At 60.5% G+C, this 14,697-nt stretch carries 13 protein-coding genes; 5 read left to right on the top strand and 8 right to left on the bottom strand.

Going from position 1 to position 14,697, the window contains the following annotated elements; genetic code table 11:
• Window positions 1–64: 64 nt before the first annotated feature.
• Window positions 65–1,459, bottom strand: coding sequence for a PhoH family protein (locus PspTeo4_RS26115; RefSeq protein WP_322366618.1), 1,395 nt, complete (start codon window positions 1,457–1,459; stop codon window positions 65–67).
• A 271-nt stretch (window positions 1,460–1,730) separates the two neighbouring features.
• On the bottom strand, window positions 1,731–2,867 hold the full coding sequence (locus PspTeo4_RS26110; RefSeq protein WP_322366617.1) for a polysaccharide deacetylase family protein: 1,137 nt from the start codon (window positions 2,865–2,867) through the stop codon (window positions 1,731–1,733).
• Between the two features lie 136 nt (window positions 2,868–3,003).
• Between PspTeo4_RS26110 and yaaA the strand changes: the two genes are divergently transcribed.
• On the top strand, window positions 3,004–3,783 hold the full coding sequence (gene yaaA, locus PspTeo4_RS26105; RefSeq protein ID WP_322366616.1) for a peroxide stress protein YaaA: 780 nt from the start codon (window positions 3,004–3,006) through the stop codon (window positions 3,781–3,783).
• A 55-nt stretch (window positions 3,784–3,838) separates the two neighbouring features.
• On the opposite strand, the gene PspTeo4_RS26100 is transcribed toward yaaA, so the two are convergent.
• The 6 genes from PspTeo4_RS26100 to PspTeo4_RS26075 all read right to left on the bottom strand — a co-directional run bounded on the left by PspTeo4_RS26100 (window position 3,839) and on the right by PspTeo4_RS26075 (window position 9,656).
• Window positions 3,839–4,945, bottom strand: coding sequence for an efflux RND transporter periplasmic adaptor subunit (locus PspTeo4_RS26100; protein ID WP_322366615.1), 1,107 nt, complete (start codon window positions 4,943–4,945; stop codon window positions 3,839–3,841).
• Window positions 4,946–5,051: 106 nt separating this feature from the next.
• Entirely contained in the window at window positions 5,052–6,515 is a 1,464-nt protein-coding gene (locus PspTeo4_RS26095; protein ID WP_322366614.1) for a TolC family protein, read from the bottom strand.
• Window positions 6,508–7,662 carry an ABC transporter permease gene (locus tag PspTeo4_RS26090; protein ID WP_322366613.1) on the bottom strand — a complete coding sequence of 385 codons (1,155 nt, stop codon included), beginning with the start codon at window positions 7,660–7,662 and terminating at the stop codon, window positions 6,508–6,510. The genes PspTeo4_RS26095 and PspTeo4_RS26090 overlap by 8 nt, the downstream gene beginning before the upstream one ends.
• On the bottom strand, window positions 7,655–8,320 hold the full coding sequence (locus PspTeo4_RS26085; RefSeq protein ID WP_322366612.1) for an ABC transporter ATP-binding protein: 666 nt from the start codon (window positions 8,318–8,320) through the stop codon (window positions 7,655–7,657). Before PspTeo4_RS26085 ends, PspTeo4_RS26090 begins: the two co-directional genes overlap by 8 nt.
• Window positions 8,317–8,961, bottom strand: a complete 645-nt coding sequence (locus tag PspTeo4_RS26080; protein WP_322366611.1) for a hypothetical protein — start codon at window positions 8,959–8,961, stop codon at window positions 8,317–8,319. The genes PspTeo4_RS26085 and PspTeo4_RS26080 overlap by 4 nt, the downstream gene beginning before the upstream one ends.
• Window positions 8,962–9,215: 254 nt before the next feature.
• A complete protein-coding gene (locus PspTeo4_RS26075) occupies window positions 9,216–9,656 on the bottom strand; it encodes a hypothetical protein (RefSeq protein ID WP_322366610.1) in 441 nt (146 codons plus the stop codon).
• A 71-nt stretch (window positions 9,657–9,727) separates the two neighbouring features.
• On the opposite strand from PspTeo4_RS26075, the gene PspTeo4_RS26070 reads away from it, so the two are divergent.
• The 4 genes from PspTeo4_RS26070 to PspTeo4_RS26055 all read left to right on the top strand — a co-directional run bounded on the left by PspTeo4_RS26070 (window position 9,728) and on the right by PspTeo4_RS26055 (window position 14,661).
• The gene (locus PspTeo4_RS26070; protein WP_322366609.1) at window positions 9,728–9,970 is read left to right on the top strand and encodes a hypothetical protein; all 243 of its coding nucleotides are present in this window, start codon (window positions 9,728–9,730) and stop codon (window positions 9,968–9,970) included.
• Between the two features lie 614 nt (window positions 9,971–10,584).
• Window positions 10,585–11,901, top strand: coding sequence for a UDP-glucose/GDP-mannose dehydrogenase family protein (locus tag PspTeo4_RS26065; protein ID WP_322366608.1), 1,317 nt, complete (start codon window positions 10,585–10,587; stop codon window positions 11,899–11,901).
• A 75-nt stretch (window positions 11,902–11,976) separates the two neighbouring features.
• The gene (alg8, locus tag PspTeo4_RS26060) at window positions 11,977–13,458 is read left to right on the top strand and encodes a mannuronan synthase (RefSeq protein ID WP_322366607.1); all 1,482 of its coding nucleotides are present in this window, start codon (window positions 11,977–11,979) and stop codon (window positions 13,456–13,458) included.
• A 36-nt stretch (window positions 13,459–13,494) separates the two neighbouring features.
• The gene (locus PspTeo4_RS26055) at window positions 13,495–14,661 is read left to right on the top strand and encodes a PilZ domain-containing protein (RefSeq protein ID WP_322366606.1); all 1,167 of its coding nucleotides are present in this window, start codon (window positions 13,495–13,497) and stop codon (window positions 14,659–14,661) included.
• The last annotated feature ends 36 nt before the right edge of the window (window positions 14,662–14,697 follow it).

The following is a 14,697-nucleotide window of genomic DNA, read 5'->3' as shown; positions in this document are numbered from 1 at the left end:
ATGCTCCTGTGGGAGCGGGTTTACCCGCGAAGAGGCCGGGCGGCGCACCGCCCGGCGACAGGGGTTACAGATGCGACTCGGCGTACTCTGCCAGCACCGAACGCGGCACGCCCTGAAGCGTGATATGCACACCATGGGGGAAGTCCTTGAAGCGCTCGGTCAGGTAGGTCAGGCCCGAGCTGGTCGCGGACAGGTAGGGGGTGTCGATCTGCGCCAGGTTGCCCAGGCAGACCACCTTGGAACCGGAGCCGGCACGGGTGATGATGGTTTTCATCTGGTGCGGCGTCAGGTTCTGGCACTCGTCGATCAGGATCAGGCTTTGTTGGAAGCTGCGGCCACGAATGTAGTTGAGCGACTTGAACTGCAGCGGAACCCGCTCGAGGATGTACTCGACGCTGCCATGGGTGCTTTCGTCATCCATGTGCAAGGCTTCGAGGTTGTCGGTGATGGCGCCCAGCCAAGGCTCCATCTTCTCGGCCTCGGTGCCCGGCAGGAAGCCGATCTCCTGGTCCAGCCCCTGCACGCTGCGGGTGGCGATGATGCGCCGGTAGCGCTTGCTGACCATGGTCTGCTCGATGGCTGCGGCCAGCGCCAGGATGGTCTTGCCCGAGCCAGCTGCGCCGGTCAGGTTGACCAGATGGATATCCGGGTCGAGCAAGGCGAACAGCGCCAGGCTCTGATGGATGTCTCGCGGCTTAAGGCCCCAGGCCTCCTGATGCAGCAGCGGCTCCTGGTGCAGGTCGAGCAGCAGCAGTTCGTCGTTGCGAATACCCTTGATCCAGCCGACGAAGCCTTGCTCATCGATGATGAACTCATTGACGTGCACCGCTGGCAGGTTGTCGATCAGTTGCACCCGATGCCAGGTGCGACCACGTTCCTGACGGGTGTCGACCTTGCTGACACGGTCCCAGAACGAGCCGGTGACCGAATGGTAGCCCTTGGACAGCAACGACACGTCATCGACCAGCTGGTCGGTGCTGTAGTCCTCGGCGGCGATGCCACAGGCACGCGCCTTCAGGCGCATGTTGATGTCCTTGGTCACCAGCACCACGTCCAGGTCGGTGCGGCGCGCACGCAGCTCGAGGAGCTGGTTGATGATGATGTTGTCGGCCAGGTTCTCCGGCAACAGGCGGTTGGGTTCACTTCGCGGGCTCATCAGGATCGACAGGAACCCTTTGGGCCCGCTTTTGCCACGCTGGATCGGCACACCCTGCTCGACATCGCTGGGTGATGCATCTCCAAGGGTCTGGTCAATAAGGCGGATGGCCTGGCGGCATTCAGCGGCGATGGTATGTTTGCCAGTCTTGAGCTTGTCGAGTTCCTCCAGCACGGTCATCGGGATCGCGACGTGGTGCTCCTCGAAGTTCAGCAATGCATTGGGGTCGTGAATCAGGACGTTGGTATCGAGCACATACAGGATTGGCTTGCTGGAGGAAGGGTTGCGTCCTTGGTCATCCATACTCGGTCACCTTATGTCGAAGCCACACGGCGCGCTCTTGTGCGCCGCAGAGTGACCGCCGGTCTTCCCGTATCCGCGTTGTTACGGGCGGGAAGCATACCTGCAAGGAGGGCCTGGATGACGCCACCTGTGCTGCAGGAATCGGCTGTCTGGTTTCTTCATACCGCAAAAACCATGACTAAAAAAAGTATTTTTACGTGTCGGTGAAGTTTATTTTTCCGAATGACGAACAGGGGTTGGCGACCAGGCGCGTCGGGGCTACAGTCAGAAGTCATACCCCTGTTTCTCGATAGCCGTAATCGCGGCAGTCCTCCCAACCGATCCCGCTTTGCGCCGTGTTGTGCAACAACCACTCCACCACCGGCTGCGCCTTGGGCAGGCTGTCATGCAGCTGGATCACGCCCTTGCGCCACAGCAACATCAGGGTCAAAACGCGCTGCGCCGAGGCCTCGGCAGTGAGGGCGGTGGCGTCCTGAGCATCGATATCCCATAACGAAACCCGCAGCTGCTGGCTGGCCATGAATGCCTCGCCATCGGCCCGACGCTGCCCGTATGGCGGGCGAAACAGCGGCACATACTGTTCCGGCAGGTCGGCCTGCACCCGGGCCTGGCTGCGCTTGAGCGAATCCTGCCAGCCCTGCCACTGGGCATGGGAACGGTACTCCCAGCCCTGGATACCTACGCATTGCCCCCGGTAAAGCTGGCCCAGCGCATTGGCCTTGCCGCTGTCGCGCCGCTGCTGCAGCCGGTTGCCCAATACGAAGAAAGTGCCCTGCATCTTCTGCTTGCGCAGGTATCGGCTCAATGCATCGGTGCTGCCACCCTCCGGGCCTGGGCCGCCCACGAAGGTCAACAGGAACATGCGGTCGTTCAGCTCATCGCCATTGCGTTCACGGCTGGACAGCCGCTCGACCTCGCTGCTGGTCTGCGGTAACAGAGCCGCCTTGCGCAATTGCTCATCCAGATACAGCACATGGAACTGGTGGCTGGGCTCAACCCAACCGGTATAGAACGTGCCGACATCGGCTGCGAATGTCGCCGCTTGCGTACGCAAATCAGCCATTGACTCAACCGGATAGCAGAACGAGGCATCCTGTTCGCAACTGCGCTGCGCTTGCTGGTAACCCTGGAATAGTTGCTGCCACATGCGTGCCCGCACCGCGCGGATTTTCTGCAGGTTGATCTGCCGCAAACCCAAACGCTTGGCCAGTGCCGCATCGTCCAGCAGCTCGCTTTCGTGCAGCACCTGGGCGAACGAGAGAATTTCAGCGCGCGACGCGACATCGAACAGCGCCGGGCTTTTCAATTCTTCTGGCCACAAGCTGCGGTCCAGGCTGGCCGCTGGGATGGGGGCAGCCTGGGCAGACAGGCTCAACAGCAGGGCCAGGACGGCACCAGCAATGCGCACGATCGGACTCTCCGCAGCGGCGAAACGCGCACTATAGCGCCTGATTCGGCGATGGTCTGTGACTATCGTCGCCATAGTTTGGACTTACCCCCATCTATCCGTAGAATTCGCGGCAACGATTCCAGGAGCCGAACCGATGCTGACGGTGATTTCCCCCGCCAAGACCCTCGACTATGAAACCCCGCCGGTAACCGAGCGTTTCACCCTGCCCCAGTACCTGGACGACTCCCAGGAACTGATCCAGCAACTGCGCGAGCTGTCGCCAGCCCAGATCAGCGAACTGATGCACCTGTCCGACAAGCTCGCCGGCCTCAACGCCGCCCGTTTCGGCAGCTGGACCCCGGAGTTCACCCCGGCCAACGCCAAACAGGCCCTGCTGGCCTTCAAAGGCGACGTCTACACCGGCCTGGATGCCGAAACCCTCGGTGAAGACGACTTCAGCTACGCCCAGAACCACCTGCGCATGCTCTCTGGCCTGTACGGCCTGCTGCGTCCCTTGGACCTCATGCAGCCCTACCGCCTGGAAATGGGCACCAAGCTGGCCAATGCCCGCGGCAAAGACCTGTACGCCTTCTGGGGCACACGCATCAGCGAGTGGCTGAACCAGGCGCTGGCCGAACAAGGTGACGACCTGCTGCTGAACCTTGCCAGCAACGAGTACTTCAGCGCGGTGAAGCGCTCGGCGCTCAAGGCACGGGTGATCAACGTCGACTTCAAGGACCTGAAGAACGGCCAGTACAAGATCATCAGTTTCTACGCCAAGAAAGCCCGCGGCATGATGAGCCGCTTCGTGATCCAGGAGCAGGTCAACGATCCGGAGCAACTCAAGCAGTTCGACGTGCAGGGGTACTACTACAGTGCCGAGCAGTCGAAGGCGGATCATCTGGTGTTCTTGCGCGATCACCCGGCTGATTGACGCTATCGGCCCAATCGCTGACATGCCGGCGATTGGGCCGGGTACAGCAGCCTGCTCAAGGCATCCGCACATAGCCTGCCTCCAAGCCCGATACTTCGACGCCTTGTGCCACGGTTGCAACGACCTCGACCGGCACGGTGCGCTCTGGCTGGTCATCCGCCGTGCGAAATATCACATGAGCCTGCCCGGCTTCGTCCACGCGCAACGCTTCAGGCGGTAGCGCAATACCTTGCTCGCTGCGATGGACGATGATCGCCAGCTGCGCGCTCATGCCCAGGCGCACCCCCAAGCCCAGGGGTTCGGACGGCAGGTCGAACGCAACCAGCAGGTCGTACCAGCTTCCCTGCCCTTCATCCTCCCTGGCCTGCGCCGCTATCCACTGCACACGCCCAGCGAACTGCCGCCCAGCAGCCATGACCTGCACCGGCATCCCTTCCTGGAGACTGCCCAGGTCACCCTGCTCCACCTTCGCCAGCACTTGCAGCCGCTCCAGGTCCATCAATGTCAGAAGCGGCAAGCCCCGCGCGACCTGCTGCCCCACCTGCAAGCGCTGTTGCTGCCTGCCAGCGCCGACACTCACTCGCGTCACCAGTGCTGCAAATGGCGCCTTGAGTACCCGCTGTTCGCGCAACTGGACCAACGCCTGCCAAAGCGCCTGGGCATTGGCCAATTCCATTTGCGCGATACGCAGCGCATCCCCCTCACCCCGCGCTCGGGTCAACGCCAATTCCTGCTGCGCATCCTCCACGCTCTGCCGCTGAGCCCGCACCTGCTGAACAAGGTTGTCGACCTCAAGGCGCGCGACAATGCCGCGCTCGAACAATCGCCGGGTGTCGTCCAACGCCGCCTGGCTTGCCGCCAATGTGCCACGTGCGCTGTCAAGCAAGCGTCGGGCCCGCGCCACTTCCGGTCCGCTCTGCCAGCCCTGCAATTGGCGGTAAACTTCACCAGCCTTGAGCACTTCAGCTTCGGCCTGACGCAACCGAATCTCCAGGCCCGAGGTATCAAGCACCATCAGCGTCTGACCAGACTCCACCTGTTGCCCTTCTTCAACGGTTAAAGCCGCAATCAAACCCTCGAAAGGGGCTGCCAGGGTAAACTGACGACCGGCCTGAATCCGCCCGACCAGGCCCAACTGGCTTTCCAGTGGCTGCGGTTCCACACGTAGCCAATGCGCGGTGTTGCGCTGTGCTGTCGGCTCAGACCCAGGCAGCCAAAATGCTAACGACGCCACACACGACACGAATAGCGCGCACAACAGCAGCCGTCTAGTCATTGAGCGTTACCCCCCAACTATCCAGTGTGGTTCCCAAGGTCTGGTCCAGCTCGGCCTGGGCATTGAGGTAGGTGATCGTGGCGTCCAAATGCAGGCTCTGGGCGGTGCGCAGATCACTTTCAAAACTGAGCACCTGAAAGTTGCTCGAACGGCCCACGGCCAGTTTTTCCTGCTCGATCTGCAGTTTTCGACGTGACAACGACAATGCACGCTCGGCGATTTCCAGCTGGCGCCAACGTACGTCGATGTCTCGCACCGCATTGGCGACATCGCGCTGAAGTTGTTGATGGGACTCGGCCAGGCGTACCTGATGGTTCTCTACAGCGACACGGGCTCGTACCTCTGCCTGTCGACGGCTCAGATCACCAATGGGGATCTCCAGCTCCAGCCCCACATAGTGTTCCCACGCGCTGTTGTTGCCAGGGCGTTCTCGCACTTGCGCGGCACCGCCCACCAGCGACAGATCCCACCACTGCTCATCGCGTGCCACCTGCAAGTCAATCACCGCCTGTTCGCCAGCAATCAACTGCATCAGATAGGCTGGCTGCAATACTTCGGCTTTGGCCACAGCCTGTCGGCCATCCACCAGCAGCTGTCGTACCAGAGGCTTTTCCGTCGCACGCAGGGGCGTGGACAGCTCTATTGCCAGGGATTGAGCCAGCGCAAGACGGCTGCCGTGCAACTGATTGAGGCTGCCTTGCAAGGCCAGTTCCTGATTTGCAACTTCCGCTTCGGCCTGAACGATCTCGAACGCCGCCATGCGTCCTGAAGCGATCAACACCTGATTGATCTCGACCAGTTTCCGCGCTCGGGCCAGGCCATCACGAGCGATGCCCAGTTGCTCCTGGGCCTGCAGCAGTTCCCGATAGCGCCTGATGGTGTGGGTGATGACCTGCGCCACACTGTCCTTGAGTACCAATCGGTTGATCTGCTCGGTCAGCCTTGCGTGACGCAATGGAGCAGTGGCCACCGCTCGCCCGGCGCCGCGCAGCAGGGGCTGAATCACCAACAGGTTGGCACCATCACGGTAACGTGGCCCTGCTTCGTCGGCACGCCTGTGGCCATAGGCCCAGTCGAGGCTCAAGCGGGTGCCGTAGGGTGTCAGCAGGCTTGCCGAGGGAGCCAGTTCGGCTTCGCGAAAGCGGTCGTTTTGATTGCGATTGCCCAGGTACCGAGCCCTGATTGCCAACTGCGGGGCAAAGCGGTCGTGCGCCACACGCAACTCGAACTTCTGTGCAACACGGTCAAGATAGGCGCTGCGAACGGCACGGTTGTCACGCAAAGCCAAGGCGATAGCGTCCGCCAGCTCCAGCGCCAGCTCTTGCCCCTGTTCAACCGCGAACGCTCTGGCACTGACCACTTGGGCTTGTGTGGGCCGGGACGGTTGCAAGGCGTCACGAGCCAGCCCCTGCAAGGGAACCAGCACTGCGCAGGTGATGGCCAGCCACTTAGTCATCACGCAGCGCTACTACTGGCTGAAGACGTGCAGCGGCCAGCGCCGGCTGCAGACCGAAGAACACGCCAACGACCAACGAACTGCCAATACCCAAAGGCAACGATGTGGAGTCCAATACGAAACGCCACCCCGAAATGATTGCAAAGCTCCAGGCAGCCAAAAGCCCGACCAGCGCGCCCAGCAGCGCCCCCGCACCGGCCAGCAGCAGGGCTTCAAGCAGGAACAACCAGGCGATGTCCTGGCCTCGCGCCCCTATAGCCAGACGAATACCAACCTCGCAGCGACGCTCGGTGACATTCATCACCATCACATTCATCACCCCGACGCCCCCAAGCAACAGCGCAATAGTCGCGAACCCGGCAAGCAGCCAGGTGAACAGCTGCGACTGGCTGGCCATGTTTTCGATCAACTGCTGCGGCACACGCACTTCAGCCTCATGCCCCGGCAGCCGAGCACTCAGGTAGTTCCGCAGAACATCGGCAGCCTGCGCCATGACCGCAGAATCGCGCCCCAGCGCCAGCAGCGTGCCGACCTCGGGTGACACCGACAGGCGCTGCATACCGTGCAATGGCATGAGCACGGCATCATCCAACTGCACCGGTAGCATTGGGTTGTAACCCAATGGTGCGAGCACCCCCACCACATTGAACAGGTAGACGCCCAGCACCAGCCGATCTCCTATCCTGGCATCCAGGGTCCGGGCCAATGTCGCGCCCAGTAGTACGTGAGGGCTGAAATCGTCATAACCCGACAGCAGACGACCCTCGAAAGCTTTCAGGTCGAGAACCTGCACCAGTTGTGCGGTACTGCCAGCGATCAGTACTTCATGGCGTTGCCCACGCTGCGGCACAGTCGCGACCGTCATGATCAACGGAGCTATCGAGCGAATTTCTGCTGGCGGACCGGCAAAGTCAGGTAAATGGGCTGCAGGTGTGAGGTCAACGACCATCAAGTCGCTGCCCATATCCTGAAACAGCTGCCGGGCCTGCTGCGCCGCACTGTGGCCAATATTGAGCAGAGCCACCACTGCGGCGCAGCCTACCGCGATACCCAGCAGCGCCAGCCAGGCGCGGCGCCCCAGCGAACGCAGACTGGCCAACGACTCACCCACGCGCTGCCGCCAGTCAGGGCCATATCCCTCAGGCATTGGCCACACGTCCATCCTGCACCTTCAAGCATCGCTCCATGCGATGTGCGATAGCGACATCATGGGTGACCATGACCAATGTCACGCCTCGATCCCGGTTCAGCGCCAACAGCAAGTCCAATACTTCCCTGGCCGTAGCGCCATCCAGGTTGCCTGTCGGTTCGTCAGCCAGTAGCAGTCTTGGCTCTGTCACCAATGCACGGGCAATGGCAACCCGCTGGCGCTGGCCACCGGACAGGTCTGCAGGACGACTCCGGCTCCGCCGCCCAAGGCCGACCGCTTCCAATTGCACCTGCGCTGCCCGGCGCGCCGCTGGTTGCCGAACACCCCGGTAGCACAGTGGCAAGGCGACGTTGTCCAGCGCAGTCAGGCGCGGTAGCAGATTGAAGCCCTGGAAGACGAAACCGAGCAGGTGATTGCGCATGGCTGCGCGCTGGTCGGAGGTCGCGGCGGTCATGTCGCAGCCGCCCAACAACACACGGCCTTGGCAGGGCTGATCAAGCAGGCCGATCAGGTTGAGCAGGGTGCTCTTGCCTGAGCCGGAAGGGCCGACGATGGCACAGGTCTGCGATTGCGGGATCGACAGCGAGACATCATGCAGGATGGGCTGCCCGCCCAGAATGCGCGTAACGCCATCCAGTGCGAGAATTGGGCTCATTCAAGTTTGCCCTCCCCGCCGTTGTTGGTTGATTTAGGGGTAGCCTGTGGTTCCTCAGGGGATGGATCGATTTCAGGCGAGGGTTTCCATTTGTTGGCGATCAGGTCCATAAGAGAGGTGTTGAGATCGGGCCTTTCAACTTCCTGCAGGCCCATCTGCATCATGATTCCAGCTTCGTAGTTACCGTATTGCGCCACCTCTACGGGTGGCAGCGAGTTGTAGTAATTTAGAGTCTCATGTAACCCCTGATCAATTCGCCCCGTGCTCCGATACTCAGCATTCATCTTGTCGATAATATTTCTAGCCCAGGCATTGTGCTGCTCCGTTCTTTCATGCAATGCAGCACGCCGTTCGCTGACAGTGAACGCTCCGCTCTCATCGTAAATAATTAGACTCAACTGTTCACGACTGAACCCTTTGAACGGATTATCACCCTGCCCCGCCGCGAATGCGTTTGCTTTTTTGGCACGCTCAATCAGCTCAGGGTCATCGCTGTCAGGAATCTGATTGTCATAGAAATCTTTAGCCAACGTGTAGCTATATCCTCCTATCTTCTCCAGGATGCTGGCTGCCAACGTGGCAAGCTCTTTTCGTGAGAGCTGACTGTCGCGGGCTGCCGCACGTTCAGCGGCAGCAGCCAACTGCTTCGCCAAAGTAGAAAGCTCAACTCCTTTCCCCCTCCGGCGGTCACATCGGCACTATCAGTAACGGGCTTACTTGAACCATCCAACAAACGACTCACGCCAGTGACAGAACTCGGCACACTGCTTGATACCAACCCACTTTTAGTCAAATCCATTACTTGAACCTCAACAAATCCATTGAGAACGCCAATGAGCGGCACCTCGCCACTCTCAACAGCGAAGTGCCCTCATGGCCATGAAGCTAACGCGTGCTACTTCATGGTGAACTCAACCACCCAAGAATAATCAGCAGCCATACTGATAATGGTCGCTTGGCAAGTTGCCCCGCCACTTGGAGTTGCAGTCTTTGTCCATTCTGGCTTCTTGATTCCACCCGCTAGTGTTCGCATCTGGTACGTTGTGCCAAAGGCACAAGTTTTACTTCCGATGGTGTAGCGCACCATCGCTGCATTGATATCCGGGCTTACAACGCGCTGAACGCGCATGTGAGTCTGCGAACCTGGCTGAACAGTCTGGTCAGGTTTGGGGTTGGCGATCTGGAAAGTAGTGCTCTCGTTTGATGTCACCAGCTTCAGCGTAGCCGGTTGCGTACCCAGATTCTTGAAGGTCACCTCAACAGGTGGCCCAGCCTGGGCCACCCCGACAGCGAGCAGCGAAGCGGTGGCAAACAGGGTCAGCGATGTCTTCTTCATATGTTGGCGCTCTCTCGACTCTTCCGTGTGTTGATGGATGAGGCGCCCTTGAGTGACCGTTGGTCCCAAGCATGTCCAAGACGTTCCTTCGTACGTGGACAGCTCCCGAAGGGCGTCCAGAGGGCTTAACGGCAGCAGCAGACAAAGCCTTAGCTTTTTTGTGGCTTTTGAGTATTTCTGAATGTGACCCTGCACCACCACAGCGCAATATTCATAACGCCACCATGTCATTTTTCAGGCGCCAAAAAATCATCACCACTGCCTTTGTCACCAACCGCCATAAGACCGTCCGTGTCTTTTTTGACGAATTTTGAAAAAATTTTTCACGTACTGGCACAAAAACATCCCACCCCGACTTCGCCCTTTATATATCGGGACGAAACCCAGACGTGCTATCAGAATGAAAGTATTTGCCACTGAAAAAATATTTAGAAATCTTTCATGGAAGCGGAACCGACCTCGGAACTTCTTCTACGACCTATCGCTCATAGTGCCGTAACGAACATCTTGCGCCGTGGGTGTGAGAGATGACTTACAGATGACAACGGCAGGTAACGATACCCGCCATGGAAACTTCGACAGTGGCAACGGAAAGCCCGAGAACCCTGTCTTTACAGGAGAGACGCGCCCCTTACAAATCGTCCTAGTGGTTGATTTCAAAGGATTTTTCCACTTGAAAGAACAAGCACAGCATCGCGCCAGATAGCGCCTTGCAATAAAGACGGCTGCATTTCAGGGCACGCCTTTTAATTATTGGCCTTTGACTGCCAACTTTGAGTGCACAACTTCGTGCGCTCTGGATTCATTCATGCCTGCGCTCGGCGAAGTGTGCTTTGCCATGGACCCGTGCGCCCGAAAACTGTTGTTAATCAACCCAGTCCGGCTCTTCCAGGAGGAGCTGGCGTGATAAACACATGAGGTGATAGCGATGCGTATCAGCATCTTTGGTTTGGGTTATGTGGGTGCAGTCTGTGCAGGTTGCCTGACGGCACGTGGCCATGACGTGATTGGTGTGGACGTCTCCAGCACCAAGATCGACCTGATCAATCAGGGTAAGTCGCCCATCGTCGAACCAGGCCTGGAAGCACTGCTGCAGCAAGGCATCGCCAATGGCCGCCTGCGTGGCACCACCGACTTCGCCGAGGCCATCCGCGCCAGCGATGTGTCGATGATCTGCGTTGGCACCCCAAGCAAGAAAAACGGCGACCTGGGCCTGGAATACATCGAGTCGGTGTGCCGCGAAATCGGTTACGTGCTGCGCGACACCACCCGTCGCCACACCATCGTGGTGCGTAGCACCGTGCTGCCGGGCACCGTCAAGAACGTGGTCATCCCGATTCTCGAGGACTGCTCGGGCAAGAAGGCCGGCGTCGACTTCGGCGTCGCGGTCAACCCTGAGTTCCTGCGCGAAAGCACCGCGATCAAGGACTACGACCACCCACCGATGACCGTCATCGGCGAACTGGACAGCGCCAGCGGCGACGTCCTGCAAAGCCTGTACGAAGAACTCGACGCACCGATCATCCGCAAGCCGATCGAAGTGGCCGAGATGATCAAGTACACCTGCAACGTGTGGCACGCCACCAAGGTCACCTTCGCCAACGAAATCGGCAACATCGCCAAGGCGGTCGGTGTCGACGGCCGCGATGTGATGGACGTGGTCTGCCAGGACAAGGTGCTGAACCTGTCCCAGTACTACATGCGTCCGGGCTTCGCCTTCGGTGGCTCGTGCCTGCCGAAAGACGTGCGCGCCCTCACCTACCGCGCCGCCAGCCTCGATGTGCGTGCACCGCTGCTCGATTCGCTGATGCGCAGCAACGAGTCCCAGGTGCAGAACGCCTTCGAGCTGATCGAGGCCCATGACAAGCGCAAGGTCGCCCTGCTTGGCCTGAGCTTCAAGGCAGGTACCGACGACCTGCGTGAAAGCCCGCTGGTAGAGCTGGCCGAGCGCCTGATCGGCAAAGGCTACCAACTGGACATCTACGACGAAAACGTCGAGTACGCCCGCGTGCATGGCGCGAACAAAGAGTACATCGAGGGCAAGATCCCGCACGTGTCGTCGCTGCTCAACGCCAACTTCCAGAAGGTCATCGACAACGCCGACATCATCGTCCTGGGCAACCGTGACGAGCAGTTCCGCGCTCTTGCCGAGCAAGCGCCGGCCGGCAAGCAAGTGATCGACCTGGTCGGTTTCATGAGCAAGGCCACCTGCACCACCAGCCGTACCGAAGGCATCTGCTGGTAAGCCCTCGGCCGGGCAGCGGTGGCCTCCCCACCGCCGCTGCCCTCCCTTTTCCTGATTTCGCGACGGATGCTGAACATGCAAAGGCTCCAGACAGTGCTGTTGCAGTGCGCCGGGTGGCTGCTCTACATGAGCCTGCTCATGCTGATCGCCCTGGCCCTGCCCAGCGATATCTTCGACTCGCAGTCGAAGCACTTCATCTTCCTGGTCGGCGCAGTCGGCATCTGGCGCTATTCCATGGGCGCCACCCATTTCATCCGCGGCATGATTTTCCTGTACCTGGTCTACCCGTATCTGCGCCGCAAGGTGCAGAAGCTCGGCAAGGCGGCCGACCCGTCGCATGTCTACCTGATGGTGACGAGCTTTCGCATCGACGCGCTGACCACCGCTCAGGTGTACAGCTCGGTGATCCGTGAAGCGATGAACTGCGGCTTCCCGACCACCGTGGTCTGCTCGCTCGTGGAAATGTCCGACGAGCTGTTGGTGAAAAGCCTGTGGGCCAAGTACAACCCACCAGCTCACGTGAAACTCGACATCGTGCGCATCGCCGGCACCGGCAAGCGTGACGGCCTGGCCTACGGCTTCCGCGCCATCTCGCGCATGCTGCCGGACGAAAACGCCGTAGTCGCGGTGATCGACGGCGATACCGTGCTGGCTGACGGCGTGGTGAACAAGACCGTGCCGTGGTTCAAGCTGTACCCCAACGTCGGTGGCCTGACCACCAACGAATTCTGCGAAGTGCGCGGCGGCTACATCATGAGCGAGTGGCACAAGCTGCGCTTCGCCCAGCGCCACATCAACATGTGTTCGATGGCATTGAGCAAGCGCGTGCTGACCATGACCGGGCGCATGTCGATGTTCCGCGCCAGCGTAGTGACCAACCCAGAGTTCATCGCCGACGTCGAAAGCGACTCGCTGATGCACTGGCGCCTGGGCCGCTTCAAGTTCCTCACCGGTGACGACAAGTCCAGCTGGTTCAGCCTGATGCGCCTGGGCTACGACACCTTCTACGTGCCCGATGCCGCCATCAACACGGTCGAGCACCCGCCGGAGAAGAGCTTCCTCAAGGCCAGCCGCAAGCTGATGTACCGCTGGTACGGCAACAACCTGCGGCAGAACTCGCGCGCACTGGGCCTGGGCGTTCGACGCCTGGGGCTGTTCACCAGCATCGTGCTGTTCGACCAGCGCGTGTCGATGTGGACCAGCCTGCTGGGCCTGACCGTGGCGGTGATTGCCAGCCTCAAGTTCGGCATGGCCTTCCTGCTGGTGTACCTGCTGTGGATCGGCATCACCCGCCTGATCCTCACCGTGATGCTGCTGTGCTCTGGCCACAACGTGGGCCCGGCCTACCCGCTGATTCTCTATTACAACCAGATCGTCGGCGCGCTGATGAAGATCTACGTGTTCTTCCGCCTCGACAAGCAGTCCTGGACCCGTCAGCCCACCGCCCTCAAGCGCGACCTCGCCAGTTTTCAACAATGGTTCAACACCTGGTCCTCGCGGACCATGACCTTCTCGGCGGCCAGCATCTTCGTTGCTGTGCTGTTCATGGTCGTGTGAGCCCAACCCGGATCGGAACTAAAGGAACAAACCACCATGAATACCGCCGTGAACGTCAACGTCGTGCATGAGTCCGAAGCCCAGCGCCAACACGCCCGGGTGCGCATCCCGGCCAAGCTGCGCTTCCTGGATGCCCAGCGCCAGCCCCACGATGTGAAGGTCGACGACCTTTCCGCCGGTGGCCTGAGCTTCCACACCAAGCAACAGCTGAAGGTTGGCGACGTACTGCGCGGGCGCTTGCAGTTCGTGGTCGACAACCTCGGCCTGTCGATGGACATCGAGTTCCAGGTGCGCTCCTACCTCGCCGACAGCGGCCGTACCGGCGCGCAGTTCCAGAACCTCGAACCGCGCGATATCGCCACCCTGCGCCACATCATCACCAGCCACCTGTCCGGTGAGCTGATCAGCATCGGCGATGTGCTCAGCACCCTGCAGCGCGACAACTTCACCAAGGCCCGCAAGCAGAAGGACGCCGGTGCCGGCCTGTCCGCCTTTGGCCGTCTGAAGGCAGTGACCGTGACCCTGGGCGTGTTCGTGGTGGGCATTGCCGCATTCGGTTTCGTGGCCAAGTCGCTGTATGGCATGTACTTCGTCAGCCATGCCGAGGCCGGCGTGGTGGCGGTGCCGACCACCAACGTCACCATGCCCCGCGACGGCACCGTGAGCAGCCTGGTGGAAAGCGGCGGCATGGTCGCCAAAGGCGCACCGCTGGCCAGCTTCAGCACCAGCATGCTGGACATGCTCAAGGGCCACCTGGACGACTCGCAACTGGAGCCGGCCAAAGTCGAGGAATTGTTCGGCAAGCAGCTTTCCGGCACCCTCACCAGCCCTTGCGACTGCGTGGTCGCCCGCCAGTTGGTGGACGACGGCCAGTATGCCGCCAAGGGCCAGCCGATCTTCCAGCTGATTCCGCGCACCAGCAACCCGATGATCGAGGCGCGCTTCAGCTACCGCCAGTTCGACAAGGTCCAGCCGGGCACCCGGGTCAACTTCCAGATCGCCGGCGAAGACGACGTGCGCACCGGCCAGATCGTCAGCAGCACCAGCCTCAACAGCGAAGACCTGGCCTCCGACATCCGCGTACAGATCAAGCCTGACGGCGCCCTGCCTGCCGAACTGGCCGGTCGCCCGGCGTCGGTCGACAGCGACCGTGGTCCGTCGCTGGACTGGCTGATCGACAAAGCCGTGGCCCGCGGCCTTTAAGAGGACAAGTCGATGACCAGCAGACAACTCGATACC

Source organism: Pseudomonas sp. Teo4 (assembly GCF_034387475.1).
GTDB lineage: Bacteria > Pseudomonadota > Gammaproteobacteria > Pseudomonadales > Pseudomonadaceae > Aquipseudomonas.
Note: the sequence above shows the minus strand (reverse complement) of the source record. Positions and strands in the feature narration are given on the sequence as shown.

Bases quoted from the DNA above. Each gene is read 5' to 3' on its own strand.
- PspTeo4_RS26095 (WP_322366614.1), bottom strand. From the start codon at position 6,515: ATGACTAAGTGGCTGGCCATCACCTGCGCAGTGCTGGTTCCCTTGCAG.
- PspTeo4_RS26090 (WP_322366613.1), bottom strand. From the start codon at position 7,662: ATGCCTGAGGGATATGGCCCTGACTGGCGGCAGCGCGTGGGTGAGTCG.
- alg8 (WP_322366607.1), top strand. From the start codon at position 11,977: ATGCAAAGGCTCCAGACAGTGCTGTTGCAGTGCGCCGGGTGGCTGCTC.
- PspTeo4_RS26075 (WP_322366610.1), bottom strand. From the start codon at position 9,656: ATGAAGAAGACATCGCTGACCCTGTTTGCCACCGCTTCGCTGCTCGCT.
- PspTeo4_RS26115 (WP_322366618.1), bottom strand. From the start codon at position 1,459: ATGGATGACCAAGGACGCAACCCTTCCTCCAGCAAGCCAATCCTGTAT.
- yaaA (WP_322366616.1), top strand. From the start codon at position 3,004: ATGCTGACGGTGATTTCCCCCGCCAAGACCCTCGACTATGAAACCCCG.
- PspTeo4_RS26055 (WP_322366606.1), top strand. From the start codon at position 13,495: ATGAATACCGCCGTGAACGTCAACGTCGTGCATGAGTCCGAAGCCCAG.
- PspTeo4_RS26085 (WP_322366612.1), bottom strand. From the start codon at position 8,320: ATGAGCCCAATTCTCGCACTGGATGGCGTTACGCGCATTCTGGGCGGG.
- PspTeo4_RS26070 (WP_322366609.1), top strand. From the start codon at position 9,728: ATGTCCAAGACGTTCCTTCGTACGTGGACAGCTCCCGAAGGGCGTCCA.
- PspTeo4_RS26065 (WP_322366608.1), top strand. From the start codon at position 10,585: ATGCGTATCAGCATCTTTGGTTTGGGTTATGTGGGTGCAGTCTGTGCA.